Genomic DNA, 26,264 nt, shown 5'->3' with positions numbered 1-26,264 from the left:
TCTGCCTAGGCAGATGCGAACAGGAGGGGGCGGGAAGGGGGCGGGCGGGTCAGCCGGGGAAGGCGCGGCGGGAGGCGAGGGCCTCCTCCAGCTCGGACTGCGCGTCGACCATCGAGCGGCGCACGCCCTGGTGCAGGTCGTCGCGCGCGAGCGCGGCGCGGGAGAGCTCGAGGGTCTCCTCGCTGACGAAGCGCGAGGGGTAGGTCATCGACGCCACCCGCGCCAGGGCGTCCTCGCCGAGCCACTCGCTCATCCGCGGCACGTCGGTGAAGTACCGCTCGACGAAGGGAGCGACCAGCGACCGGTCCTGCGGCCCCCAGAACCCCGCCGCGATCGCCACGAGCTCGTGGTTGCTGCGCTCCCGGTTGGTCGTGAGGTCGGCCCAGGCCTCCCCCTTCGCCTCGGGGGTGGGGATCGCGGAGCGGGCGGTGAGGGAGCCGAGCTGGCCGCTCATCGTCCGGTCACCGGCCAGCGCCTCGTCGATCCCGGCGACGCCCATGACGCCGCGCCGGCTGAGCTGCCCGATGAGGATCCACCGGAAGTCGGCGTCCCCCTCGAGGCCCTCGGGCAGCCCGCGACCGTCGGCCCAGGGCACGAGCCGACCCTCGACGTCGTCCGTGGTGCGGGCCACGAGACGGGCCGCGTGCAGGGCGGTGGACGAACCGGGCTCGGCCGCGGCGAGGACCTGCTCGCCCACGCGCGCCAGGCGCGCCCGCGCGCCGTCCTGCTCGTCCTCGGGGAGGAGCACGCGGATGACGCGACCGGTGAGGTGCATCCCCGCGCGGGAGAAGATCGAGTCATTGCTCTCGGTGACCAGGGCGGCCTCCCCGAGGTCGACGAGCAGCCGGGGGTCGACCTGCGCCAGGGCGGTGCCGTCGCGCAGCCCGACCCAGATGACGGCCCGGGCCTGGGCGTCGGTGATCAGCGGGAGCTGTCCGCGCAGGGCGTCCAGCGACTGCGCGTCGAGAAGGGGGGTGGCCCAGGTGAGGTCGCCGGCGTTGGGCAGGACGAGGGGCGCCTGCCGGTCGAGGCCGGGCACGGGCGCGGTGTCCGTGTCGAGGGTGAGCGCGACCCTCGAGGTCTCGTGCCCCCCGTCATAGGTCGCGATGTCGAAGGCGTGCGGTCGCTCGGCGGGGTAGGCCTCGGGCGCGCGACGGGTCACGGCCCCGGCTCCCCGCTCGACGGCGATGGTGTCCACACCCGCGGTCTCGAGCCAGGCGCGGCTCCACTGCGCGAGGTCGGTCCCGCTCGCGCGCTCCATCGCCCCGAGGAAGTCCGCGAGGGTGCCGTTGCCGAAGGCGTGGGCGGCGAGGTACTCGCGGATCCCGGCCAGGAAGGCGTCGTCCCCGATGAACTCGATGAACTGACGGATCACCGCCGCACCCTTGGCGTAGGAGATCCCGTCGAAGTTCGCCAGCGCGGACTTCGCGTCGGGGGCCGGCGACCCCGCAACGGGGTGCGTCGAGGGCGCGCGCTCGGCAGCGTAGCCCCACGACTTGCGGGACATCGTCGAGTCGACCCAGGCCTCGGTGTAGCCCGTGGCCTCGACGAGGCACCGGTGCGCCATGTACTCGGCAAAGGACTCGTTGAGCCACAGGTCGTCCCACCACTGCGGGCTCACGAGGTCCCCGAACCACATGTGGGCCATCTCGTGGCTGATCGTGTTCGCGCGGGTCAACAGCTCGTCCCGGCCGACCGCGCCGCGGAAGAGGTAGGAGTCGCGGACGACGACGCAGCCGGGGTTCTCCATCGCGCCGGCGTTGAACTCCGGGACGAAGACCTGGTCGTAGTCGTCGAAGGGGTAGCGGATCCCGAAGATCGAGTGGAAGTAGTCGAAGCTCTGCTTGGTCACCTCGAGCATCTCCGGGGCGTGCGCGCGCAGCTGCTCGACCATCGAGGCGCGGGCCCAGAGGCCGAGGGCGATGCCGTCGTGCTCGTCGCGCACCGACACGTAGGGGCCGGCGCACAGGGCGACGAAGTACGTCGACAGCGGCTGGGTCTCGGCGAGGTGCCACACTCCCCCGTCACCCACGCCGCCGGCGCCATTGCCGATGACCTGCCACTCCCGGGGCGCCTTGACGCTCACCGCGTAGGGGGCCTTGAGGTCCGGCTGGTCGAGGCAGGCGAAGACCGCCGGCGCGGCGTCGAGGAAGAGATGACTGAAGACGTAGTCCTGCCCGTCCGCGGGGTCGGTGGCCCGGTGCAGGCCCTCACCGTCGTGGCTGAAGGCCATCGTCGCCTCGACCTCGAGGACGTGCTCACCCGCCGTCACGGTCAGCGGCAGTCGCCCCTCGGCGAGCGCCGACACGTCGAGGTCCTCGCCGTCCAGGCTCGCCCGGTGCAGCGTGACCGGCTTGACGTCGACGAAGGTCGACCCGCCGCCGGTGGCGGTGAGGTGGATCCGGGTGAGCGAGCCGAAGGTCCCAACTCCCTGATCGAGGTCGAGGTCGACCTCCATCCGGGTCACGGACAGCAGGTCGGCGCGGGTGATGGCTTCGTCGCGAGTCAAGGAGGGCACGTCCACATCCTGTCATCGTCGCGCTCCCGTCATCGCCGTCAGCAGCGGCCTAGACTGAGCCCGCCGCGTCGACGACGAGGGCGGCGGACGGAGGCCGGATGAGCACCCAGGCCCGCAATCGCGGACTGCTGCCGCTGCTGCTGGTCCGCGCCCGCGCCCACCGGGTGGAGCCCATCACCACGCGCCTCGTCGCCTCGATCTCCCACGAGAACGCCGCCTACGACACGAGCGGGGTGGTCCCCGACCAGGACCTGTGGCGCTCCTGCCACGACAACGTCGAGCGCGTCCTCGACATGCTCGTCCTCGCGGTCCTGCCCGACGGGAGCCTCGCCTCCGTCGAGGACATGGAGCCCCTCTTCGACGCCGCGAGGGCCACCGGTCGGCGGCGGGCCGAGCAGGGCCTGCCCCTCGACGACGTGCTTCGCTCGTACCGCATCGGCGGGCGGCTGATCTGGGAGGACCTCGTCGCGTACGCCGACCCACAGCTGGACCCCGAGAGCTTCCGGGACCTCGGTGTGTGGCTGTGGGCCAGTGTCGACAAGTCCTCGGCCGAGGTGGCGCGCCACTACCGCGCGACCGAGCAGCGTCTGCTGCGCGCCGATGCCCAACGGATGGCAGCGTTGTGGGAGGGGCTGCTCGGCGGTCGGGCCCGTGAGCAGGCCTTCGCCCAGGAGGCGTCCCGGGCGATGGACCTGCCGGCCGAGTCCCCGCTCCTGCTCCTCCTCGCGCGCGAGAGCACCCCGGACGAGGCGGCCCTCGCGGTCGACCCCGTCGTGCGACCGCTCGGCCTGACGACGGCATGGCAGGCACGAGCCGGCGGCGACGTCATCGGACTGCTCGCCCTGCCCGAGGGGACCGACCACCGGTCGCTGGTCGCCGCGCTGGGCCGGCTGACCGGGCTGGACGGCGGGGTCTCCGGCCTGTGCCATCGCCTCGCCGACGTCGACCGGGCCTTCGAGCAGGCCAGGATGGCCGCCGAGGGTCTCGAGGAGGGGGCGGGGGTCCTCTCCTACGACGAGCGCCTCGTCCCCGCCCTGCTCCTGAGCTCCCCGCAGATCGCCCGCCAGCTCGTGGACCACTGGCTCGGCCCCCTTCTCGCCCTGCCACCGACCGAGGGTGTGGAGCTGCTCGACACCCTCGATGCCTGGGTGGCCACCGGCGGGTCCACCAGCCGGGCGGCCGCCGCGCTGCCGTGCCACCGCAACACCGTGCTCAATCGGCTGACCCGGGTCTCGGCGCTCCTCGGCCACCGGCTCGCGGACGAGCCGCCACCCATGGGTCTGGCGCTGGCCCTGCACGCCCGCACGATCGGCCTCGGCTGAGCCCTGGCCCGGGGACAGCGCTCCTGCGCTGTGCGGATTGCACAGAGTTGGGTCGTCGATCCTGGGCGCCCACGCGTGGCGCACGCGGCTTCGGCTGCGTGTACTGGGTCGGCACCCACGACACCGCCGTCGACCCCGGGAGACGAAGATGACCGACGACCACCCCACCGGCCAGCACGAGCACCCCGGCCCCGACCGCCGGTCCTTCCTCGGCTACGTCCTGGCCGGCGCCACGCTCGTGACCGCTGCCGAGATGGGCGTGGGGTCGCAGAACGCGCAGGCCGCCATCCCGACGCCACCCCAGCCGGCCGAGATCCTCGACCTCAACGATCTGCTGAACCTCGCCGCCGCACCCACCGCGAACCTCATCAAGGTGAGCATCGGCACCGACGGCCGCGCGTCCTTCGCCCTCCCCCGGGCGGAGGTGGGGCAGGGCATCGTCACCTCGTCCGCCATGATCATCGCCGAGGAGCTCGAGCTGCCCCTGGACCGGGTCGACGTCACGCTCGCCAAGGCCCGTCCGGAGCTGCTCTTCAACCAGCTCACCGGTGGGTCGAACACGACGGTCTCCACCTACACCCCGATCCGGGTGGCCGCCGCCCTGGCCAAGCAGCAGCTGCTCAAGGCCGCCGCCAGCGCCCTCGGCGACTCCGTCGACGCGCTGACGGTCAAGGCCGGTGTCATCACCGATGCCGTCGGCAATGCCCTCACCTTCGGGGAGCTGGCGAAGAAGGCGGCCGTGACCGACACCGTCAGGGCCTCGGTCAACCTCAAGACCCGATCCGAGCACGCGGTCATCGGCACGCCACAGGGCCGCACCGACGCGCGGGACGCGGTGACCGGCGCCAAGACCTTCGCCATGGACCTCACGGTGCCCGACGCCCTGCCGACCATGGTGTGCCGACCGCCGAACCACAACGGCGCGCCCGTGCGGCTGACCAACCAGGCCACGATCGAGGCCATGCCCGGTGTCACCGACGTCGTGATGATCTCCACCGGCATCGCCGTGCGGGCGAAGACCTTCGGCCAGTGCATCGATGCCATCCAGGAGATGGACGTGGAGTGGAAGGGGGGACGCCTCGCCGGCGAGTCCGACGAGTCCGTCCTGGAGGGGATCAAGAAGGCGGAGCTGCCGATGGTGGTCCCCAAGGTCCCGCTGCTGACCAAGCAGGTCGACGCCGAGTTCACCTTCCGCTTCCGCAGCAACTCCTCGCTGGAGCCCAACTGCGCCATCGCGGACGTGCGATCGGGCTCGGCCACGATCTGGGGGTCGATGAAGTCCCCCGTCGTGGCGCAGGAGGAGATCGCGGCCCGGCTCGGGCTCCCGGTCTCGCAGGTCACCATCAACGTCACCGAGGGTGGCGGCTCCTTCGGCCGCAAGCTCTTCCACGATGCCGCCCTGGAGGCGGCCCTGATCTCCAAGGCCATGCGCAAGCCGGTGCGCCTGATGTGGCACCGCGCCGACGAGCCGCGTCAGGGTCGCCTGCACCCGATGTGCACCTCCCGCATCCGGGCCACCCACCTGCTGGGCGAGGTGCTGACCTTCGAGCAGCGGCACACCAGCGTCAAGACCGACTTCGGGCACGGGCTGGGTGAGATCATCACGTCGCTCGCCTCGCGCCTGCCGGTGGGTGACCTCACCTTCTCCCAGACGATCTTCACCCTCACCCAGGAGCTGCCCTACAACTTCGGTGTCGTCACCCAGCTGCTCAACGAGACCGACGACCGGTTCAACACCGGCAGCATGCGCAACATCTACTCCCCGGATGTGCGCACCGCGTCGGAGCTCGTCATCGACGAGCTGGCCCGCCAGCTGCGCAAGGACCCGGTCGAGTTCCGTCGCAGCTTCCTGCGGGACAAGAGGACCAGGGCCGCCCTGGACAAGGTCGCCGAGATCGGCCAGTGGGGCCGTGACCTGCCCGAGGGCGTCACCCAGGGGATCGCGATCCACAAGGAGTACAAGGGCGCGACGGCCTGCCTCGTCGAGCTCGACATGCGCCCCGAGACGGTCAACCGCACCATCCGCAAGGCGGTCACCGGCCCCCGGGTGACCAAGGCCGTCTTCGCCGTCGACGCCGGTCTGGTGATCAACCCCACCGGGCTCGAGGCGCAGATGCTCGGCGGCGTCATGGACGGGATCGCCCTTGCGCTGACCTCCAGCTGCCACTTCGAGGACGGCCGGTTCCTCGAGGCGAGCTGGGACAACTACTTCTACACGCGCCAGTGGAATGCCCCGCCCGAGATCACGGTCGAGATCATGCCCTCGGAGTCCGGTCAGCCGGGTGGTGCCGGCGAGGCGGGGGTCGCGGCGAGCTTCGCTGCCGTCGCCTGCGCCTACGCCCGGGCCACGGGGAAGATGCCCACGGAGTTCCCCATCAACCACCCGGACCCGATCGCCTTCGACCCCAAGCCCTTCACCCCCTCGGTGCCGCAGTCGCCCACCGACGGTCTCACGTTCACCTCCTGAGGAGCCCGGACATGCCCAGTCACACCTTCGTCCTCAACGGCGAGAAGGTCACCGTCGACGTCGAGCCCGGAGTGCGCATCCTGTGGGTGCTGCGCGACGTCCTCGGCGTCACCGGCCCCAAGTACGGATGCGGCATCAACGTCTGCAAGGCGTGCACGTCGCACATCAACGGCAAGGCCTTCAACCCCTGCTCCGTGCCCGTGGACCAGATCTCCGCGGACGACGAGATCACGACGATCGAGGGTCTCCCCGACACCGTCGACGAGGACCTGCACCCGATGCAGGAGGCCTGGATCGAGCACGACGTCGCCCAGTGCGGCTACTGCCAGCCGGGACAGATCATGGCCGCCGTCGCCCTGGTGAACAAGGTGAAGAAGGAGGGGCGGGCCATCGCCGACTCCGACCTGGACACCCTTCGCAACCTCTGCCGCTGTGGCACCTACTCACGCATCCGGCAGGCGATCCGCACCGGCGAGCAGAGGATGTGAGCCCACGGGCCGTGGCCGGCCCCTCAGAAGCGGTGCGGCCCCCCGGCCATCCCCTCGAGGCGGGCGATGCGCTCGTCCATCGGGGGGTGGGTGGAGAGGAACTTCGACACGTCCGCCCGGCTGAAGGGGTTCGCGATCATCATGTGGCTGGCGTTCTGCAGCTGGGGCGTCGGCTCGAGCGGAGCCCGGGCGACGCCGCTCTCCAGCTTGCGCAGCGCGGAGGCGAGCGCGAGCGGGTCGCCGGTCAGCTCGGCCCCGTCCTCGTCCGCGTCGTACTCCCGCGTGCGGCTGATCGACATCTGGATGACCATCGCAGCGATCGGGGCGAGGAGGGCGACGGCGATGGCGGCGATCGGGTTGCGGTCCCGGCCACCGAACCACAGACCGATGGAGGCGACCGAGGAGATGATCCCGGCGACGGCCCCGGCGACGGAGCCGGTGAGGATGTCGCGGTTGTAGACGTGCATCAGCTCGTGACCGAGCACGCCACGCAGCTCACGCTCGTCGAGGAGCTGCAGGATGCCCTCGGTGCAGCACACCGCGGCGTTCTGCGGGTTGCGGCCGGTGGCGAAGGCATTGGGGGCGGACGTCGGCGAGACGTAGAGGCGGGGCATCGGCTGGTTGGCCCGCTGGCTCAGCTCCTGCACGATCCGGTACATCTGGGGGTACTGCTGCGGATCGGCCGGCTGGGCGCGCATCGCCTTGATCGCCAGCTTGTCGGAGTTCCAGTAGGTGTAGGCCGTCGTCGCGAGCCCGAAGAGCGCGAACAGCCAGATGTAGCTGCCACCACCGATGGCATAGCCGACGAGCAGCAGCAGCGCGAAGATCGACCCGAAGAGGGCTGCAGTCTTCAGCCCGTTGAAGTGGTTGTGCATGTCCCGTCCAACGTCGTTGAGGTGTCAGTTCGTTCCCGCACCGAGCAGGATCACCGGGAGCACGGTAGCGCCCAGGAGCAGCGCGCCGGCCGCGAGCGTCACCGCGGTGGCGGCCCCGGAGACCGGCTCGCGCTCCCGGGTGTCGTCCACCGGGAGCAGGACGAGCGCCACCCACCGCAGGTAGACCGCGAAGCCGAGGGCGGTGGCGGCGACGGCAGGGAGGGCGATCCACCAGAGGCCCTCGGAGGCGAGCGGGCGCAGGACGGTGATCTTCGCGAGCAGCCCCGCCACTCCCGGTGGCAGCCCGGCGAGGGTGAGCAGACCGAGGACGAGGACGCCCGCGTGGAGGGGCCTGCGACGCAGCAGCCCTCGATCGTCCGCGAGCGTCCGACCACCCGTCGGCGCGAGGGCGGCGACGACCGAGAGGACGGCGGCGACGGCGACGACGTAGACCGCGAGGTAGCCGATGGCGGCCTGCGTGTCCCCCGCGGCCAGCGGCGCGACGACCCAGCCTCCCTGGGTGACCGCTGACCAGGCCACGAGACGAAGGGGGTCCCTCGCCCGGAGCGCGAGGAGCGCACCGACGAGCATCGAGACCACCGCGAGGACCGCGAAGGCCGGGGCGAGCCGGGGCAGGACGCCGGCCGCGCCGTCCATGACGGCGATGAGGGCGCCGACGGCCGCGATCGCCGAGACCGTCGCGAGCAGGAGCGTCACGCTCACCCCGGCGCGGGGGTAGGTGGCCGGCGCCCAGGCGTGGAAGGGGACGAGGGAGAGCTTGAAGGCGACGCCGGCGATCAGCATGACGAGGGCGAGCGTGAGCAGCGCACTCGTGCCGTCGTCCTGACCGGCCCGCCACGCGGCCGCTCCCCCGAGCCGGATGCTGCCGGTCGCGCTCACCCACAGGCCCGCGCCGACGACGGCGAGGGCGAAGGAGGTGATCGAGGTCGTGATGAGCTGCATGGCGCCGCTGTCCCGGGCCCCACCGCGCAGCACGGCGAGGGCGACGACCGGCAGGGTGGCCAGCTCCAGCCCGACGAGCCAGCTGCCGAGGTCGTGCGCGGCCGAGACCATCGTGGCGCCGGTGACGCTCGCGAGCAGCAGCGCGGTCTCGACACCGGGCCCGGCCCCGAGCTCCCCGTCCTGGCGTGCGCGCCGGTCGTGGGGCTGGGACAGCAGGAGCACGAGGACCGCCAGACCGCCGGCGGCCGCGAGCGCCTGCAGCAGGGCACCGCTCTCGCCGACACGCACCAGGCAGTCGCTGACCGTGGCACCCGCCGGGGGGCGCACCGTCAGGGACGGGTCGTCCGGCAGGCACACGGAGGCCTGCTCCCCCTCGGCGACCGCCCCCAGCCGCAGGCTGACCGCGGTCCCGAGCGCGATGAGCAGGGCCAGCACCCCGAGGACGAGGGCCGGGGTCCGCCGTCGCGGCCAGAGCGCATCGACGGCCAGCACGAGGACCGCCCCGATCGCCGGGGCGAGGACGGGTCCGGTGACCAGGAGGTCGATCTGGGGGGTGGCGGCTGCCGGCATCATCGGGTCACCACCGCCGCGAGGGAGGGGTCGGTGACGGCGAGGACGAGTCCCGGGGCCACGCCCAGGAGCAGGACGGCAGCCGCGAGCACGGCACCCGGGAGCAGCTCTGCGCGGGTGAGCTCCTCCCCCTTCGTCGTGGTCGGCAGGATCGAGGTGTGCCCCTCGTCGGCCGTCGGCCCGGCGTCGTCCGGTGCGTCGGGGACGTCCACGTGTCCCTCCCCCAGCCACACGAGTCGGGCGACCCGCAGCGAGTAGGCGGCCGCGAGCGCCGCACCGACGGCGGCGACGGCCGCGCACGTCGCGAAGAGGCCGGTCGAGCGCCCTTCGCCCGGGTCGAGGGCCGCGATGATCGCGGGGAACTCCCCCCAGAACCCGGCGAGGCCCGGCAGCCCGAGCGCGGCCGCGAGACCGGTGAGCAGCAGCAGGCCGGTGACCGGGGCGTGCTCGCGAAGGGCGGGACGGGGCGTGCGCAGGTCGTCACCACCCCAGCGGTGCTTCAGTCCGCCCACGACGAGGAAGAGCAGCGCGGAGATCACCCCGTGCGCGATGTTGCCGTAGAGAGCGGCCGTGACGCCGGTGGCCGTCCCGGTGGCCAGGGCGAGCGCCACGAAGCCCATGTGGGCGATCGACGACCAGGCGATGAGGCGCTTCAGCTCGGGCTCGACGAGGCAGACGAGGCCGCCCCAGATGATCCCGATGACTCCGCACACGGCGAGCACCGGGGCGATCCGGGCGAAGCCGTCCGGCACGGTGGCCAGCGGAAGCCGGACCAGTCCGTAGGTCCCCATCTTCAGCAGGACGGCGGCGAGGAGCATCGACCCGGCCGTGGGCGCGGTCGTGTGGGCCATCGGGAGCCAGGAGTGCAGCGGCCAGACCGGGACCTTGACCGCGAGCCCGAGGGTGAGCAGGACGGCGATCGTCAGCTGGGTCCCGCTGCCCAGGCCCTCGCCCCCGGCGGCGGCGAGGACGCCGAGGTCCGCGGTGCCCGCCCGGGAGACGAGGAGGAGCACGCCGAGGAGCATCAGCGTCGAGCCGACGCCGGTGTAGATGACGAAGCGGGCGCCGGCCTCACGCCGGGCCGCGGGGTCCCGCTCGTCACCGAAGCGGGTGATGAGCACCCACACCGGGACGAGGACGAGCTCGAAGGCGACGACGAAGAGCACGGCGTCGCGCGCGGCGAAGGTGGCCACCGCACCGGCGAGGGTGAGCAGCAGGCAGCCGACGAGGGTGGCGGCGCTGCCCCCGCGCGGTCGGTCCGCGAGGGTGACGGCGCAGGCGGCAGCCGTCACCGCGGTGGCCAGTACCGCGAGCGGGCCGCTGATCCCGTCGAGCCCGAGGTGCAGGTGCAGGCCGAGCGAGGGGAGCCAGACGACGTCGACGACGGCCCCGGTGGCCCAGGCGAGGACGACGAGCGCCAGGGTGGCGAGGGAGGCGAGCATCCCGCCCCGGGCGGCCGTGCGCGCGGACAGGGCGCTCCCACCACCGAGGAGGGCGCCGCCCGCGAGCAGGGGCAGGGCGCAGGCGAGCGCGATCACGAGGCACCCCACAGCGTGAGGGCGGTGACCCCGACGAGGAGGAGGACGCCGACGCCGACCAGGGCGAGACCGGTGGCCGGGCGAGAGCGCGCGTGCGCGTGCGTGCCGGCACTGCCGAGTCCGAGCACCCCCCAGGCCGCGGTGCGCACGTAGGTGTCGATGACCTCCCGGTCGAGGAAGGCCACGCCCCGGGCGAGCGCGAGGACGGGGCGCACGACGACCAGCCGGTGGAGCTCACCGACGCGCAGTCCCTGCCCGACGAGGGCGCCGACCCGGCCGGTGACGAGCCTGGCCTGCACACCGGTCCGGTCGAGCCCGACACCGATCGCGATGCCGACGACCACGAGGACGAGGACGAGCACGAAGAGTGCGAGCGGGACGCTCCCGGCCTCCGGCAGTCGCCTCCCGAGGGCGAGGCCCCCGAGGATGCTGGCGGCGCCGAGCACGACGAGGATCGTCGCCACGGCGGTGGGCATGACGGCCCGGGTCCGCAGGCCCCCGTGCCCGGTGGTGGCGACGAGCAGGGCCCGGGTGGCATAGGCGGCGGTGACGACGACGGTCGTGAGCAGGCTGATGAGCACGAGGCCGGTCACGCCGCCGCGACCGTCGCCGCCCTCCCCGACCGCTGCGATGACGTGCTCCTTGGTCAGCCCCCCGAGGACGAGTGGCACGCCGGCGAGCGAGAGCAGGCCGGCCACCCAGGCGAAGAACGCGACGGGATGGACCCGGGCGCTGCCGACGAGGTCCGTCCCACGGGTCGACCCGCGGGTGACGGCGAGCCACCCGATCGTGAGGAAGAGCAGTGCCTTGAAGATCGCGTGCCCGTAGAGGTGGCCGAGGGCGCTGCCGGCAGCAGACGCCTGGCCCGCGGCCGCGAGCGGGGCGAGCATCACCCCGATCTGGCTGATCGTCGACCACGCGAGCAGCCGCTTGAGGTCCGGCTCGACGAGGGCGAGCAGGGCGGCCGCGAGCATCGTCACGGCGACCGAGAGTCCGAGCAGGGTGCGGGCGGCGTCGGCGCGCACGAGCACGGGCAGCAGCTGGGTGAGCACCACGGTGCCGGCGGCGACCATCGTCGCGGCGTGGATGAGGGCCGACGCGGGGGTGGGCCCCTCCATGGCCTCGAGGAGCCAGTCGTGGAAGGGCAGCTGGGCGGACTTGCCCAGGACGCCGATGACGATGAGGACGAGGGCGGTGGAGCGCAGCGTCGGGTCGACACCGTCCGCCGTCCAGTGCCCGATGACCTCGGCCCGCCCGGTGCTGCCGGCACCGGCGACGAGCACGGCGGTCCCGAGGAGCAACCCGATGTCGGCGACGCGGGTGACGACGAAGGCGGTGTGCGCGGCCCGTCGCGGTCGCTCCCGTCGCGACCAGTGTCCGATGAGCAGGTATGAGCACCAGCCCATGACCTCCCAGCCGACGACGGTCAGGACGAGGTCGGCGGAGAGGACCACGAGGAGCATCGCCGCGGCGAAGAGCGCGATGCTCGCGTGGAAGACCCCACGGCGGTCGTCGTCGGCGAGGTACCACGCGGAGTAGGCCTGCACCGAAGCGACGACGAGGGAGACGACGAGGACGAGGAAGGCACTCGTGCTCGACAGCGCCACGCCGAGCGGGAGGGCCAGCCCCCCGAGGGTGAGGTCCACCCCGGTGGCCCGTCCCTCGGCGAAGGGAGCGCCCGCCGGCCCCGCGGTGGCGCCGGCCAGCGCGACGAGCGAGACGACGAGCGAGGCGAGCGAGCCGAGGACCGCGAGCACCGTCGTCGGGCCCGCCCGGCGCGAGAGGGCGAGGGTGAGGGCGGCGGTCGCCAGCGGCAGGGCGATCAGCGCCACGGACATCGGCATCAGGACGCGTCCTCGGCCAGATCGATGCTCCCGCGGCGGCGATAGGCGGCGACGATGACGGCGAGCGCGATGACGACCTCGGCCGCGGCGATGGTGATGACGAAGAGGGTCAGCACCTGGCCGGACCACGTCCGGTCGCCCCCGAGGGCACCGGCGGTGACGAGCAGGAGGCTGCCGCCCGCGAGGAGCAGCTCGGCTCCGACGAGGACGAGGACGGCGTTGCGGCGGGCGAGGATCCCGTACAACCCGAGGCCGACGAGGATGCTCGCGAGGAGGTACGGACCGGCGGCGTGCATCATCGGGGCGGCTCCCCCTTCGTCCGCCGTCCGGTCAGGCCCGAGACGGCGAAGGCGCCCACGAGGGCCGCGAGGAGCAGCAGGGAGAGCAGCTCGAAGGGCCACACCCAGGTGGAGAAGATCTGGCGTCCGAGCTCCGCGCTGTCCCCCGGACGCACCTCGACGCGGGCGGCGGTCGGCAAGAGGACCGCCGCGACGAGCCCGCCGGTCCCGGCACCGACGAGTGCCGCGAGCGCGCGATGGCCCCGCGAGGTCGAGTGCTCCCGGCGCGGCCCGATCGGCGCCCGGGTGAGCATGAGCGCGACGATGACGAGGACGACGACCGCACCGACGTAGACGAGGACCTGGACGAGGGCGACGAGCTCGGCGCCGAGGACGAGGTAGCAGCCGGCCAGGCCGAGGAGCGCGACGACGAGCCACAGCGCCGAGTGCACGACCTGGCGGGAGGTCACCGCGATGGCACCAGCGCCTGCGGTCACCAGGCCCGTCGCGGCGAAGGCGATGTCGAGACCGGTCATCCTCGACCGCCCGCCCGTCCACCCCGGGCGGGCTTGTTGGCGGCGGTTACCTCGGCCGCCTCCGCGGCCGCCGGGTCCAGCTCCGGCGGGGCGGGCACGTCGGCGACCCACTCCCCGAGACGGTCCTTCTCGTGCAGGAGGTCGCGGATGTCGGTCTCGGCGTACTCGAACTGCGGACTCCAGAAGAGGGCGTCGAAGGGGCAGACCTCGACGCAGATGCCGCAGTACATGCACAGCGAGTAGTCGATGGCGAAGCGGTCGAGGGAGTTGCGCTGCCGGGTGCGCCCGCCCTCGGTCGTCGCAGGGACCTCCTCCTTGTGCGAGTCGATGAAGATGCACCAGTCGGGGCACTCACGGGCACAGAGCATGCACGAGGTGCAGTTGCTCTCGATGAGCGCGATCACCCCGCGCGAGCGGGCCGGCAGCTCGGGCGGCACGTCCGGGTACTCCGCGGTGTGCGGCGTGCGGGTGAGCTGGCGCGCGGTCGTGGCCATCCCCTTGACGAGGCCGGGGACGAAACCCTTGTCCCTGCTCATGAGGTCACCACCACCCCGACGGCGGTCAGGGCGAGCTGGGCCAGGGCGAGGGGGACGAGGACCGTCCAGGCGAGGCGCTGGAGCTGGTCCTCGCGCATCCGCGGCCACGAGACCCGGATCCAGATGATGAGCACGACCACGAGCGATCCTTTCAGGACGGTCCACAGCCAGCCGAGGTGGTCGGCGAGGGGACCCTGCCACCCACCGAGCCAGAGGATGCCGAAGAGCAGGCCCATGACGACCATGCCGGCGTACTCGGCGAGCATGAAGAAGGCGAAGCGCAACCCGGTGTACTCCGTCCACGGGCCCATGACGACCTCGCTGTCGGCGATCGGGGCGTCGAAGGGGGGACGCTGCAGCTCCGCGGTCGCGGCCACGAGGAAGACGAGCGCGCCGGGCAGCTGCCAGATCAGCCACCAGGGGGACCATGCCTCGACGACCCCGGCGAGGGAGAGCGTGCCGGCGGCCATCGCGATGGACGCGACGGAGAGGACGAGCGGGAGCTCGTAGGCGAGCAGCTGCGCGGCCGAACGCATCCCGCCGATCAGCGCGTACTTGTTGGCGCTCGCCCACCCGGCCATGAGGGTGCCGAGCACGCCCACGCCGGTGACGGCCAGCACGAGCAGGAGGCTAGCGGGGACCTCCGCCGCGGCGACGCCCGGGTGGATCGGCAGCAGCGCGATGGCGATGAGGTACGGCACGAGGGCGACCGCAGGGGCGATGCGGAAGATGGTGCGGTCCGCGGCCGCGGGGGTGATGTCCTCCTTCTGGGCGAACTTCACCCCGTCGGCGACGAGCTGCGCCCAGCCGTGGAAGCCACCGGCGTACATCGGGCCGAGCCGTCCCTGCATGTGCGCCATGATCTTGTGCTCGGCCTGACCCGCGACCAGCGGCAGGACGAGCACTGCGGCCAGGGCCGACAGCGAGCGCAGGGTGACCTCGAGCAGGCTCATCGGACGCGCTCCTCGCCGAGGTCCGCGCTCTCGCGCACGAACTCACGGAATCCGGGGACGGTGAAGCTCAGCAGGCCGTGGCCGGCGACCTCGATGAGGCCCTTGTCCATGAGCGATCGCCGCGCCATGCCGAGCGCCTCGGTGGAGACGCCGAGGGCACTCGCGATGTCTCCCCGACGCACGCGCTCGTGCGCGCGGCCCGCCATCGCGGTGAGGAAGCGCTGCTCGGAGGGCGAGGCCTTGGACCACCGGCTCCGGTAGAGCGCGTCGAGGTCGTCCACGACACCCTGGCGGGCGGCGGCCACGTGCGCACGCGTGAGGGCGCTGCCGGGGTCGGGGCGCCCAGCCGCGTCCCAGACGGCGTCCCCGTGCACCTGGACGAAGTACGGGTAGCCCCGGGTCCGGTCGACGACCTCGGTCAGGGCGTCCATCTCCCAGGCCACTCCGAGCGCGGTGGCGGGCGCGGAGAGCGCCTCACGCGTCGCCGCCTCCTCGAGGGAGCCCACCTGGCGGTAGGCGAAGCGCTCGGCGAAGCTCGCGGCGTCGGTCACGACGTCCTCGGTGTGCCCCAGCCCGGCCCCCACGAGCGCCAGCGGCAACCCGTCCGGGTCGGCCTGGAGGTGCTGCCACGCATAGGCGAGGGCCCGCAGTCCGGGTCGGTCACCGGCCTGCAGCTCGTCGATGAAGATCACCGTCCCGACGCGTCCGTCCTCGTGCGAGGCCCGCGCGGTCGAGCGGAGCAGGTCCTCCAGCCGCCGCACCACCGTGGGGTCGGCCCCACCCTCGAAGGTGGCGTTGACCCGCGCGCCCGGCACCCCGACGCTCAGACCGAGCTCGCGCAGTCGCGAGCCCACGGACTCCACCTGCCACCGCAGGGGCCCGAGCCCGATGGCCTCGACGAGCGTCGCGACGAGGTCGCCGTGCCCCGCCGTGACGAAGACCGTGGCGTGCCCGACCGCCTCGGCCTGTCGTTGTGCCTCGCGCAGGAGGGAGGTCTTGCCCACCCCGCGCGGCCCGACGAAGACGTGGACCCGGCCGGCCAGCCGGCGCCGGGTGGACATCACCGCGAGCAGGTCCGCGATGCGGTCCAGGTGGTCCGCCCGCCCGGGCACCTCGTGCGCGATCTCGCCCGGGGTGTAGGGACTCGGCTGGCTCATGGCGGCGACTCTTACAGGTCTTTACAGTTGGGGCAACTGTAAAGACCTGTCACGATCCGTCCCCTGCGGGGCGGGGACCCCACTCGGGCCCGGGGACTCCCGGCGCCGTGACGCGGCGGCGGCTCGGCGACTTCTTCGAGGTGCCGGAGTGCCCCTCCCCGGGCTCCTTGCCCCCGGGCCAGGGGCGGGTGGCCCGGGCCGCGAGCACGAAGGACTTGCGCAGCGGCGTGCCCTCGAAGCCATCGGGCAGCAGCAGCGGGCGCAGGCCGAGCCCGGTGCCGTCGTCGAAGTCGACGAAGCCCAGGCCGAACATCTCGTGCGTCTCGCGCTCGTGCCACGCGGCGCCGGCGAAGACGCCCGTGAGGCTCGCCAGCCCCTCCCCCTCGGGCACGCGGGTACGCACGAGGAGGGTGCGCAGGTCCCGCTCGGGGCCGGGGTGCGGGTCGAGGAGGTGGCAGACGACCTCGAGACCCGGGTCCTCCCGGCGGTCGCTCTCGTCGACGGCGCTCAGCCAGTCGAAGTACGTGTGGCCGCGGTCCCGTGCTGCCACGATGGCGGGCACCCACTCCGCCGGGGCGACGGTGAGCCTCTCCTCGGGCACGTCACTCCCCCTTCGTCGGACGCCGCAGCAGACCGCGGCGCACCTCACCGGCGCTCGCCGTCCGCCCACCCGCGTAGCGGGCCCGCAGGGACCCGGTGGTCAGCGACTCGGCCGCGATCTTCTCCTGGAGGACGATGATCCCGTGCAGCAGCGCCTCGGGGCGCGGCGGGCACCCGGGGACGTAGACGTCGACGGGGACGAGCTGGTCGACGCCCTTCGTCACGGAGTAGCTGTCCCAGTACGGGCCACCGGAGTTGGAGCAGGCACCGAAGGAGATGACGTACTTCGGCTCGGGCATCTGGTCGTAGAGCCGGCGGATCGAGGGCGCCATCTTGTCGGTGACCGTGCCGGAGACGACCATGAGGTCCGCCTGCCGCGGCCCGGGGGCGAAGGGGATGACGCCCAGCCGGATGAAGTCGTGCCGGGCCATCGACGCGGCGATGAACTCGATGGCGCAGCAGGCCAGCCCGAAGTTGAAGACCCACAGGCTGTAGCGCCGCCCCCAGTTGAGGACGACCTTCATCGGCCGCGGGGCGTGGGCCGCGGCCGGCCCCATCGTCGGCATCGGAAGGTTCGTCGTCATCGTGGTCTCCGTCATCAGGTCCACCGCAGCAGGCCGCGGCGCAGGGCGTGGACGAGGCCGAGGAGGACGACGCCGATGAAGATGGCGACCTCGATCAGGCTCGCCGGGCCGAGGTCGGTGCGCAGCACGAGCGCCCACGGGAAGAGGTAGACGACGTCGACCGCGAAGATCACGTAGAGGAAGGCATAGCCGAGGTAGCGCACCTGCGTCTGCGCCCAGTGGTCGCCCACCGGGTCGACACCGGACTCGTAGGTGGCCAGCTTGGTACGGGTGGGCGCCGACGGCGCGAGCAGGCGACGGGCCGTGTACCCGGCGACGACGAGGAGCACACCGACGGCGAGCACCCCTGCGACGACGAGATATCCCTCCACACGACCAGCGTACTGGCGCCACCGGCCGGCCGGGGGCGGACGCCCTTCGCGCTGCGAGCCCGCGCGGTCCGCCATACACTCCTCGAGCACGGACGGGCAATGGGGCCCGTCCGGGACCCTTGGAGGACACGTGCGTACTCGTACAGCAGCCGCCACCGCGGCCGCGGCCGTCGCAGCGCTGGGCATGACCACAGTCGCCGGCGCGCCGGCCCAGGCACAGAACCCGAACAACTCGAAGAAGATGACCAAGGCGGTCACCGTCGAGAACGTCCACGACCATCTCGAGAACCTCCAGGCGATCGCCGACGCCAACGACGGCAACCGCGGCGCCGGGACCCCGGGGTACGAGGCCAGCGCCGAGTACGTCGAGGAGACCCTGCAGGACGCCGGGTACGAGACCGAGCGCCAGGAGTTCACCTTCACCTACGAGGAGGTGAACACGACCAGCCTGACCGAGGTCTCCCCCGAGGCCCGCGAGGTCGAGAACGCGCCGATGTCCTACAGCCAGCCCACGCCCGCGGGGGGCGTCACCGGAGAGCTCGCCGCACCGGCCACCGCGACGGGGTGCGACGCCGGCGCGTACGCCGGGGCCGACCTGACCGGACAGATCGCCCTCGTCAGCCGCGGCGACTGCTCCTTCGCCGCCAAGGCGGTCGCTGCCGGGGAGGCCGGTGCCGGGGCCGTGCTCGTCTACAACAACACCACCGGCGCCCTCAACGGCACGCTCGGCGGGCTCGAGCCCACCAGCGCTCCGGCGAGCGGCCTGACCCAGGCCGAGGGCCAGTCACTGCTGGAGAAGATGGCCGCCGGCCCGGTGACGATGACCTTCGTCCTCGACAAGACGCTGGAGGAGCGCGAGACCTTCAACGTCACCGCCGAGACCGAGACCGGCCGCGACGACAACGTCGTCATGCTCGGTGCCCACCTCGACAGCATCGGCGACGGTCCCGGCATCAACGACAACGGGTCCGGCACCGCCGGCATCCTCGAGACCGCGGTCCAGCTGGGCAAGGTCAACAAGCTCAACAACAAGGTGCGCTTCGCCTTCTGGGGCGCCGAGGAGCTCGGTCTGCTCGGCTCCGACCACTACGTGGCCGACCTGCAGGAGAACGACCCCGACGAGCTGGACAACATCGCGACCTACCTCAACTTCGACATGATCGGTTCGCCGAACTACGTCATCGGGGTCTACGACGCCGACGAGTCGACGTACGAGGCGCCGGTCGAGGTGCCGGCCGGCTCGGTGGCCACCGAGTCCGTCCTCACCGACTACTTCGACGGGTCCGACCAGCCGTGGGTCGACACCGCCTTCTCGGGGCGCAGCGACTACTCGGCCTTCATCAACGCCGGTGTCCCGGCCTCAGGCCTGTTCACCGGTGCTGATGGGACCAAGACCGCGGAGGAGGCCGAGGTGTTCGGCGGGACCGCCGGCATCACCTACGACCCGAATTACCACACCCCCCAGGACGACCTGAGCAACATCGACACCACGGCGCTGGGGATCATGAGCGACGCGATCGCCCACTCGGCGATCACGCTCGGCCAGTCCACGAAGGACATCAACGGCAAGACCAGCCGCGGCAAGTCCGGCATCCCCGGGCCGACCGTCCCGGTCGCGCCGGAGGGCGTCGACGCCGCCTGACCCGTCCCACCCCGACGACGGGGGCGCTCCCACCACCGGGGGCGCCCCCGTCGTCCGGTGTGCGGGGGATGCCCCCACCCCGGACCGACAGGGCCCCCTGATGGACTCGCGAGGCCAGGACGGGCAGAGTCGTGGTGAAACCCACAGGAGGAACACATGACCACTGCACCCCAGGACCCGCAGTCCGGCACCGGCCCGCCGGACGCCGGCACCGGCCCACCGGCCGCCCACACGGGCCCACCGGCCGCCCAGGGCCCACCGACCGCCCAGGGCCCACCGACCACCCACACCGGCCCGCCGCAGCCGCCGGCGCACGTCTCGCCGCCGCCGATGAGCCCGACCGAGGAGCGCAACCTCGGGATGGTCGCCCACATCGTCCCCGCGATCCTGCTCCCGCTGAGCGCCGGGACCCTCGGCTTCATCGGCTCGCTCGTGATCTACCTCGTCTACAAGGACCGCGGGCCTTTCGTGCGCCAGCACGCGGCGAACAGCCTGAACGTGCAGATCATCACCGCCGTCCTGCTCATCGTCTCGACGGTGCTGATGATCGTGCTCATCGGCTTCATCACCTACCCCCTGGTGATCATCGTCGCGACGGTCATCCACATCATGGGGGCGATCAAGGCCAACAACGGCGAGTGGTGGACCCCACCGATGACGCCCCAGCTCGTCAAGTGACCCTCCGGGCGAAGGGGGTGGTCGTCGCCGGGCACGGGGTCGCCTCCGGCACAGCCGCGGCCACTCCCTTCGCCGGGGGGACGATCGCCCTGCAGGCGCCGCACTTCGCCGCCCGCGGGCTGGACCTGGCCCCCTTCGTCCCGGGCACGGTCAACCTCGACATCGCGCCGTACCGGATGGTGCTCGCGTCGCCGCGGTGGACCTTCCGCGATGTGGCGTGGACCGACGTGCACGGCCCGGAGACCTTCTCCTTCGTCGAGTGCGCGGTCCGTCGCGGCGAGGAGCTCCACGACGGGCTGGTCTACGTCCCCCACCCGGAGACGAAGCCGATGCACCAGCAGCCGTCGACCGTGGTCGAGCTGCTGCTGCCGCCGCTGGCGGGGCTGGGCACCGGTGAGGCACTCGAGCTCGAGGTCGCCGACGGCCAGGCCACCCTCGGCCACCCCTGATCGCATCTGCCTAGGCACGTGCGCAGGCCCGCGCCCGACCTCGCATCTGCCTAGGCACGTGCGCAGACCCGCGCCCCGACCTCGCATCTGCCTAGGCAGATGCGATCGGCGGGTGGGACACAGCCCATACCGTCGCCCATGCCATAACTTGACGTTATCCATCTCATAACGTGACCGACTAGGTTGAGCAGGTGAGGGTCACCTACCATGGAAGGACGTCCGGGTTCACCGCGACGCACCTACCGTTCAAGGGGCCACGACCACCCGCCATGAGCAGCACGACCCAGACCAAGGACCGCGTCATTATCCGCTTCGCCGGCGACTCCGGCGATGGTATGCAGTTGACGGGCGACCGGTTCACCGCAGACAGCGCGGCCCTGGGGAACGACCTGTCGACGCTGCCGAACTACCCGGCCGAGATCCGCGCCCCCCAGGGGACCATGGCCGGTGTCAGCTCCTTCCAGCTGCACTTCGCCAGCCGCGACATCCTCACCCCCGGCGACGCCCCCGACGTGCTCGTCGCGATGAACCCCGCCGCGCTCAAGGCCAACCTCGCCGACGTCCCGCGCGGCGCGACGATCATCGTCAACACCGACGAGTTCAGCACCCGCAACCTCAAGAAGGTCGGGTGGACGGCCAGCCCGGTCGAGGACGACACCCTTGAGTCTTGGCACGTGCACGCCCTGCCACTGACCTCGATCACCGTCGCGGCCCTGGCCGAGTTCGACTCGCTGACCCGCAAGGAGAAGGAGCGGGCGAAGAACATGTTCGCCCTCGGCCTCCTGTCGTGGATGTACTCACGCTCGACGCAGAGCACGGAGGACTTCCTCACCTCGAAGTTCGGCGCGACCCCGGACATCCTCGCGGCGAACCTCGCCGCCCTTCGTGCCGGCTGGAACTACGGGGAGACGACCGAGGACTTCGCCGTCCCCTTCGAGGTGGCTCCTGCGGTCACCCCGCCCGGCACCTACCGCAACATCACCGGCAACACCGCGCTCGCGCTCGGCCTCGTCTCCGGAGCCCACCGCGCCGGGCGTCCGCTCGTGCTCGGCTCCTACCCGATCACCCCGGCCAGCGACGTCCTGCACGCCCTGTCGGCGTACAAGCGCCACGGGGTCACCACGATCCAGGCCGAGGACGAGATCGCCGGGGTCGGCCTGGCCCTCGGCGCCTCCTTCGGTGGCTCCATCGGCGTGACGACCACGTCCGGCCCCGGTGTCGCGCTGAAGTCGGAGACGATCGGTCTGGCCGTCAGCCTCGAGCTGCCGCTGATCATCGTCGACGTCCAGCGTGGCGGCCCGAGCACCGGCCTGCCGACGAAGACGGAGCAGTCCGACCTCCTCCAGGCGATGTTCGGCCGCAATGGTGAGTCGCCGGTGCCGATCATCGCCCCGCAGACCTCCGCCGACTGCTTCGACGCCGCGCTGGAGGCGGTGCGGGTCGCGACGACCTACCGCACCCCCGTCTTCCTCCTCTCCGACGGCTACCTCGCCAACGGCTCCGAGCCGTGGCAGGTGCCGGCCGTCGAGGACCTGCCGAGTTTTCCGGTCGAGCTGGCCAGTGAGCACAACGGCACGGATGCGAAGGGGAATCCCACCTTCCACCCCTACGTCCGGGACGAGGCGACGCTCGCCCGTCCGTGGGCCGTCCCCGGCACCCCGGGCCTGGAGCACCGCATCGGCGGCATCGAGAAGGACGCCACGACGGGCAACATCTCCTACGACCCGGACAACCACGACCACATGGTGCGGCTGCGCCAGCGCAAGATCGACGGCATCGCCGCCTCGACCGGAGCGCTCGAGGCCGACGACCCGACCGGTGACGCGAAGGTCCTCGTCCTCGGGTGGGGCTCGACCTACGGACCGAACCTCGCCGCCGTGCGTCGCCTGCGGGCCGAGGGCAAGTCCGTCGCCCACGCGCACCTGCGCCACCTCAACCCCTTCCCGGCGAACACCGGCGAGGTCCTCGCGCGCTACGAGCGCGTCATCGTCCCCGAGATGAACCTCGGACAGCTGGCGATGCTGCTGCGCGCGAAGTACCTCGTCGACGTCCGCTCCCACACCTCGGTCCGTGGCCTGCCCTTCAAGGTGGCCGACCTCGCCGAGGTCATCGACGCAGCCCTCCAGGAGGTCTGAGCATGAGCATGGATCTCGGTATCCCCACCGTCGCGCACGGCACCGCCGGTGTGCCCACCCAACCCGAGGGCGAGACGCAGACCCGCAAGGACTTCTCGTCCGACCAGGAGGTGCGCTGGTGCCCCGGCTGCGGTGACTACGCGGTCCTCGCGGCCGTGCAGGGCTTCCTGCCCGAGCTGGGACTGCGCCGGGAGAACATCACCTTCATCTCCGGGATCGGCTGCTCCTCGCGCTTCCCGTACTACCTCGACACCTACGGGATGCACTCGATCCACGGCCGGGCCCCGGCGATCGCGACCGGCCTCGCGACGAGCCGCCCCGACCTGTCCGTGTGGGTCGTCACCGGTGACGGCGATGCGCTGTCGATCGGTGGGAACCACCTCATCCACGCGATGCGCCGCAACGTCAACATGACGATCCTGCTCTTCAACAACCGGATCTACGGTCTGACCAAGGGCCAGTACAGCCCCACCTCGCAGCCCGGCCTGGTGACGAAGTCCTCGCCGATGGGCAGCGTCGACGCCCCCTTCAACCCGGTCTCGCTCGCGCTCGGCGCGGAGGCCACCTTCGTCGCCCGGACGATGGACTCCGACCGCAAGCACCTCACCGAGGTGCTCAAGGCGGCGGCGGCCCACCGCGGGACCTCGCTGGTCGAGATCTACCAGAACTGCCCGATCTTCAACGACGGCGCCTTCGAGCTGATCAAGGACGTCGAGCAGAAGAAGGCGCGCCTGGTCCACCTCGCCGACGGTGAGGCCGTGAGCATCGGCGACGAGGGCGAGCGCGAGGTCCTCGTCCGCGGCGAAGGGGGCAGCGTCACCTTCCGCCCGGAGGGCGAGGTCTCCGCGCGGGGTCTGGCCGACCAAGTCGTCGTCCACGACGTCACGCTGAGCGACCCGAGCCAGGCCTTCTCGATCAGCCGGTTGGACTCCGAGGCGATGACCCACGTGCCGATGGGCATCTTCCGCGCTGTCGACCGCCCGACCTACGACGACCTGACCCGCGCGCAGGTCGACTCCGCGATCGACCTCGCCGGCGGCCCCGCCGGCGACGGCGACCTGCAGGACCTGCTGCGCGGCAACGACACCTGGACCGTCGAGTAGGCCTGCGCCCCCCTTCCGCCGCATCTGCCTAGGCAGATGCGCAGGTCGCCCGCATTTGCCTAGGCAGATGCGCGGAGCGGCGGCATGTGCCTAGGCAGATGCGAGATCAGGCGCCGAGGATCCGGGTGAGGTAGTCGTTGGCGAAGACCCGGTCCGGGTCGAGTCGGTCCCGCACGTCGCGGAAGTCGTCCAGGCGCGGGTAGAGCCGGCTCAGCTCCTCGACGCCGAGAGCGTGCATCTTGCCCCAGTGCGGGCGGCCGTCGTGCGCGGCGACGATCTCCTCGAAGGCCGCGAAGTACTCGCGGAACGCGCCGCGACGGTACTGGTGCACCGCGATGTAGGCATTGGCCCGCTCGTACCCCGTCGACAACCACAGGTCGTCCGGCGCCGCGACCCGCACCTCGACGGGGAAGGAGATCGGCTCCCTGCGCCGCTCGACCCAGGCCACGAGGTCCGTGAGGACATCGGCCACGCTCTCGCGCGGGACGGCGTACTCGCACTCGACGAAGCGCACCGTGCGCGGAGCACAGAAGACCTCGTGGGAGGCCGCCGTGTAGGAGCGTGTGGTCAGCGCTCGTGCGGCGATCCCGTTGAAGGGCAGCACCGCTCGCGGTGCCCTGGTCAGCACGGCGTTGGCCGCGCCGAAGAGGGTGTTGGACAGGAACTCGTCATCCAGGCGCCGGCGCCACTCGGCGAGGGGCTCGTGCACGTCGTCGCCGACGAGGTCATTGGCCTTCGTCTGCACCCGTCGCGTGCCGGGGAACCAGTAGAGCTCGAAGTGGCGATGGGCGTCGAAGAGCTCCTGCACGCGCGGCAGCACCGCGTCGAGCGAGTCGGGGCGCTCGAGCGCGCGCAGCCGGTAGGCCGGGACGCACGCCAGCTCGATCTCGGTGATGACGCCGAGCGCGCCGAGCCCGACCCGGGCCGCGGCGAAGAGCGCCGGGTCGCGCTCGTCCACCCACCGGTCCTCGCCGTCCGCGGTGACCAGCCGCAGCCCGACGATCCCCGCCGAGAGCCCGGGCAACGCGGCGCCGGTGCCGTGGGTGCCGGTGGACGTCGCGCCGGAGACGGTCTGCGCGTCGATGTCGCCGAGGTTGGGCATGGCCAGCCCGAGCAGGTCGAGGGCCTGGTTGAGGACCCGAAGGGGGGTCCCCGCCAGCACCCGCACCCGACCCGTCGCGCGGTCGGCCGCGAGGACGCCGCTGAGGTGCTCGAGGCTCAGCTGGAGGTCGGCCGGCTCGGCGATGGCGGTGAAGGAGTGACCGCTGCCGACGGGGCGCACCCGTCGACCCCAGCGGCCCGCGTCGCGCACGGCCTCGGCCAGCGCCTCGGGCGTGCGTGGGCGCAGCACCTCCGGTGACGCGGTGACGGTCCCCGCCCAGTTGGACCAGGTCGCACTCATCCGAAGTTCCTCCCTTCGCCCCGGTAGGTGGGGACGACGTCGACGACCTCGTCCCCACGCACCAGGAGGTACTCGTCGAAGCGCTCCGCGAGCTCACCCGCCTTCGCGTGCCGGAACCACACCCGGTCACCGATGGCGAGGTCACGAGCGCCCTTGCCGCGCAAGGGCGTCTGGACCTCGCCGGCGCCCTCGGTCCCGTTCATCGCGAGGCCCGCGGGGTGATGCACCGACGGCACGCGGCTCTCCCCCGCCGGGCCCGAGGCGATGTACCCGCCGGAGAAGCAGGTGACGATGTCCTTCGCCGGGCGCCGGACGACCGGCAGCGCGAAGGCCACGGCCGGCTCCGGGGAGAAGGCGTCGTACCCGTCGAAGAGGGTCGGTCCGACCAGCCCCGAGCCGGCGGCGACCTCGGTCAGCGCTGGATCCTCACGGGCGAGATGGATCGATCCGGTCCCCCCACCGTTGACGATCTGCAGCGGGCCGACCACGTCCTCGATCGCGGTGCGCACGGCCCCGCGACGCCGACGCAGCGAGGCATCGCTGCGCGCCTTGACGAGGCGGACCGCCGGCGAGCTGTCGGGCAGCCCGGCGATCTGGGCGTCGTAGAACATCAGCCCGACGACGCGCAGTCCGGCGTGCTGGGCCGCGGAGGCGAGCGCCGACGCCCGGCGCGGTGAGCGGAGCGGGCTGCGGCGCACCCCGAGGTGGGCCGGGCCGATCCGCAGCGACGCGTCGACGTCGATGACCACCCGCACCGGAGCCCCCGTCGGCAGCCAGCGGCGCAGCGCGTCGATCTGCTCGACGGAGTCGATGGCGATGGAGACCTCCTCGAGGGCCCGCTCGTCGGCGGCGAGCGCCGTGAGCGCCGCCTGGTCGGTGGTCGGGTAGGCGACGAAGACGTCGCTCAGGCCGTGCCCGACCAGCCACAGCGCCTCCGGCAGCGAGTACGACATCACCCCGGCGAACCCCTCCCGCTGCAGCACCCGCTCGAGCAGGTGACGCACCCGGATCGACTTGCTCGCCACCCGGATCGGCCGCCCCGCAGCCCGACGGGCGAGGTCGGCCGCGTTGGCATCACAGGCCTCGAGGTCGACGACGGCGAAGGGGGCGGGTCGCCCGCGCGTCGCGCGGTCCCAGTCGGTGGCTCGGTTCACGACCCCGATATTACCCATCAGTCACCATCCGCCCCGCCATTCGACCAACCGTCATCTCCGGGACACCTGCGCGCCGCCCCGTGTGACCCTCCCCTCCCTAG

23 protein-coding genes are annotated in these 26,264 nt (G+C 72.3%); 8 read left to right on the top strand and 15 right to left on the bottom strand.

Annotation, left to right across the window (positions count from 1 at the left end):
- Positions 1-49: 49 nt before the first annotated feature.
- Positions 50-2,518 carry an aminopeptidase N gene (gene pepN / locus ACR9E9_RS05535; RefSeq protein ID WP_435202496.1) on the bottom strand — a complete coding sequence of 823 codons (2,469 nt, stop codon included), beginning with the start codon at positions 2,516-2,518 and terminating at the stop codon, positions 50-52.
- Between the two features lie 98 nt (positions 2,519-2,616).
- On the opposite strand from pepN, the gene ACR9E9_RS05530 reads away from it, so the two are divergent.
- The 3 genes from ACR9E9_RS05530 (at position 2,617) to ACR9E9_RS05520 (ending at position 6,795) form a co-directional block, all read left to right on the top strand.
- Positions 2,617-3,840, top strand: a complete 1,224-nt coding sequence (locus ACR9E9_RS05530) for a PucR family transcriptional regulator (RefSeq protein ID WP_435202494.1) — start codon at positions 2,617-2,619, stop codon at positions 3,838-3,840.
- Between the two features lie 148 nt (positions 3,841-3,988).
- Positions 3,989-6,307 (top strand): molybdopterin cofactor-binding domain-containing protein, encoded by a 2,319-nt coding sequence (locus ACR9E9_RS05525; RefSeq protein WP_435202492.1) that lies wholly within the window; start codon positions 3,989-3,991, stop codon positions 6,305-6,307.
- An 11-nt stretch (positions 6,308-6,318) separates the two neighbouring features.
- Entirely contained in the window at positions 6,319-6,795 is a 477-nt protein-coding gene (locus ACR9E9_RS05520) for a (2Fe-2S)-binding protein (protein WP_435202490.1), read from the top strand.
- Positions 6,796-6,818: 23 nt separating this feature from the next.
- Here the strand turns inward: ACR9E9_RS05520 and htpX are convergent, their stop codons facing one another.
- Genes htpX through ACR9E9_RS05460 form a run of 12 tightly spaced genes read right to left on the bottom strand, consistent with a single transcriptional unit; the run spans position 6,819 to position 17,600 of the window.
- Complete coding sequence (gene htpX, locus ACR9E9_RS05515) at positions 6,819-7,670, bottom strand: zinc metalloprotease HtpX (RefSeq protein ID WP_435202488.1); 852 nt, start codon at positions 7,668-7,670, stop codon at positions 6,819-6,821.
- Between the two features lie 24 nt (positions 7,671-7,694).
- Positions 7,695-9,206: a proton-conducting transporter transmembrane domain-containing protein gene (locus ACR9E9_RS05510; RefSeq protein WP_435202486.1), complete on the bottom strand. Its 1,512-nt coding sequence runs from the start codon at positions 9,204-9,206 to the stop codon at positions 7,695-7,697.
- Positions 9,203-10,741, bottom strand: a complete 1,539-nt coding sequence (locus tag ACR9E9_RS05505; RefSeq protein ID WP_435202484.1) for a complex I subunit 4 family protein — start codon at positions 10,739-10,741, stop codon at positions 9,203-9,205. Before ACR9E9_RS05505 ends, ACR9E9_RS05510 begins: the two co-directional genes overlap by 4 nt.
- On the bottom strand, positions 10,738-12,585 hold the full coding sequence (locus ACR9E9_RS05500) for an NADH-quinone oxidoreductase subunit 5 family protein (RefSeq protein WP_435202482.1): 1,848 nt from the start codon (positions 12,583-12,585) through the stop codon (positions 10,738-10,740). The genes ACR9E9_RS05505 and ACR9E9_RS05500 overlap by 4 nt, the downstream gene beginning before the upstream one ends.
- The gene (gene nuoK, locus ACR9E9_RS05495) at positions 12,585-12,884 is read right to left on the bottom strand and encodes an NADH-quinone oxidoreductase subunit NuoK (RefSeq protein ID WP_435202480.1); all 300 of its coding nucleotides are present in this window, start codon (positions 12,882-12,884) and stop codon (positions 12,585-12,587) included. Before nuoK ends, ACR9E9_RS05500 begins: the two co-directional genes overlap by 1 nt.
- Positions 12,881-13,399, bottom strand: coding sequence for an NADH-quinone oxidoreductase subunit J family protein (locus ACR9E9_RS05490; protein ID WP_435202478.1), 519 nt, complete (start codon positions 13,397-13,399; stop codon positions 12,881-12,883). Before ACR9E9_RS05490 ends, nuoK begins: the two co-directional genes overlap by 4 nt.
- On the bottom strand, positions 13,396-13,935 hold the full coding sequence (locus tag ACR9E9_RS05485; protein ID WP_435202476.1) for a 4Fe-4S binding protein: 540 nt from the start codon (positions 13,933-13,935) through the stop codon (positions 13,396-13,398). The genes ACR9E9_RS05490 and ACR9E9_RS05485 overlap by 4 nt, the downstream gene beginning before the upstream one ends.
- Positions 13,932-14,888 (bottom strand): NADH-quinone oxidoreductase subunit NuoH, encoded by a 957-nt coding sequence (nuoH, locus tag ACR9E9_RS05480; RefSeq protein ID WP_435202474.1) that lies wholly within the window; start codon positions 14,886-14,888, stop codon positions 13,932-13,934. Before nuoH ends, ACR9E9_RS05485 begins: the two co-directional genes overlap by 4 nt.
- Complete coding sequence (locus ACR9E9_RS05475; protein WP_435202473.1) at positions 14,885-16,045, bottom strand: AAA family ATPase; 1,161 nt, start codon at positions 16,043-16,045, stop codon at positions 14,885-14,887. Before ACR9E9_RS05475 ends, nuoH begins: the two co-directional genes overlap by 4 nt.
- Positions 16,046-16,094: 49 nt before the next feature.
- Positions 16,095-16,646, bottom strand: a complete 552-nt coding sequence (locus ACR9E9_RS05470) for an NADH-quinone oxidoreductase subunit C (protein ID WP_435202471.1) — start codon at positions 16,644-16,646, stop codon at positions 16,095-16,097.
- A 1-nt stretch (position 16,647) separates the two neighbouring features.
- Positions 16,648-17,229 carry an NADH-quinone oxidoreductase subunit B gene (locus ACR9E9_RS05465; protein ID WP_435202469.1) on the bottom strand — a complete coding sequence of 194 codons (582 nt, stop codon included), beginning with the start codon at positions 17,227-17,229 and terminating at the stop codon, positions 16,648-16,650.
- 14 nt (positions 17,230-17,243) lie between these two features.
- The gene (locus ACR9E9_RS05460) at positions 17,244-17,600 is read right to left on the bottom strand and encodes an NADH-quinone oxidoreductase subunit A (protein ID WP_435202467.1); all 357 of its coding nucleotides are present in this window, start codon (positions 17,598-17,600) and stop codon (positions 17,244-17,246) included.
- A gap of 130 nt (positions 17,601-17,730) precedes the next feature.
- Between ACR9E9_RS05460 and ACR9E9_RS05455 the strand changes: the two genes are divergently transcribed.
- From ACR9E9_RS05455 to ACR9E9_RS05435, 5 genes are all read left to right on the top strand, one after another.
- Positions 17,731-19,242, top strand: coding sequence for a M20/M25/M40 family metallo-hydrolase (locus ACR9E9_RS05455; protein WP_435202465.1), 1,512 nt, complete (start codon positions 17,731-17,733; stop codon positions 19,240-19,242).
- A 156-nt stretch (positions 19,243-19,398) separates the two neighbouring features.
- The gene (locus ACR9E9_RS05450; protein ID WP_435202463.1) at positions 19,399-19,920 is read left to right on the top strand and encodes a DUF4870 domain-containing protein; all 522 of its coding nucleotides are present in this window, start codon (positions 19,399-19,401) and stop codon (positions 19,918-19,920) included.
- Positions 19,917-20,369, top strand: a complete 453-nt coding sequence (locus tag ACR9E9_RS05445) for a hypothetical protein (protein ID WP_435202461.1) — start codon at positions 19,917-19,919, stop codon at positions 20,367-20,369. The genes ACR9E9_RS05450 and ACR9E9_RS05445 overlap by 4 nt, the downstream gene beginning before the upstream one ends.
- A gap of 269 nt (positions 20,370-20,638) precedes the next feature.
- Complete coding sequence (locus ACR9E9_RS05440) at positions 20,639-22,504, top strand: 2-oxoacid:acceptor oxidoreductase subunit alpha (RefSeq protein ID WP_435202459.1); 1,866 nt, start codon at positions 20,639-20,641, stop codon at positions 22,502-22,504.
- Positions 22,505-22,506: 2 nt separating this feature from the next.
- Complete coding sequence (locus ACR9E9_RS05435; protein ID WP_435202457.1) at positions 22,507-23,607, top strand: 2-oxoacid:ferredoxin oxidoreductase subunit beta; 1,101 nt, start codon at positions 22,507-22,509, stop codon at positions 23,605-23,607.
- 106 nt (positions 23,608-23,713) lie between these two features.
- Here ACR9E9_RS05435 and ACR9E9_RS05430 read toward each other — a convergent pair whose 3' ends face one another.
- Together ACR9E9_RS05430 and ACR9E9_RS05425 are read right to left on the bottom strand one after the other, a co-directional pair.
- On the bottom strand, positions 23,714-25,009 hold the full coding sequence (locus ACR9E9_RS05430) for a D-arabinono-1,4-lactone oxidase (RefSeq protein WP_435202455.1): 1,296 nt from the start codon (positions 25,007-25,009) through the stop codon (positions 23,714-23,716).
- Entirely contained in the window at positions 25,006-26,163 is a 1,158-nt protein-coding gene (locus tag ACR9E9_RS05425) for an alanine racemase (RefSeq protein WP_435202453.1), read from the bottom strand. Before ACR9E9_RS05425 ends, ACR9E9_RS05430 begins: the two co-directional genes overlap by 4 nt.
- Between the last annotated feature and the right edge of the window lie 101 nt (positions 26,164-26,264).

The organism is Janibacter sp. GS2 (genome assembly GCF_051200835.1).
In the GTDB taxonomy this organism is placed as follows: domain Bacteria; phylum Actinomycetota; class Actinomycetes; order Actinomycetales; family Dermatophilaceae; genus Janibacter.
The sequence above is the reverse complement of the archived record's forward strand: the minus strand, read 5'-3'. Positions and strand labels throughout refer to the sequence as shown.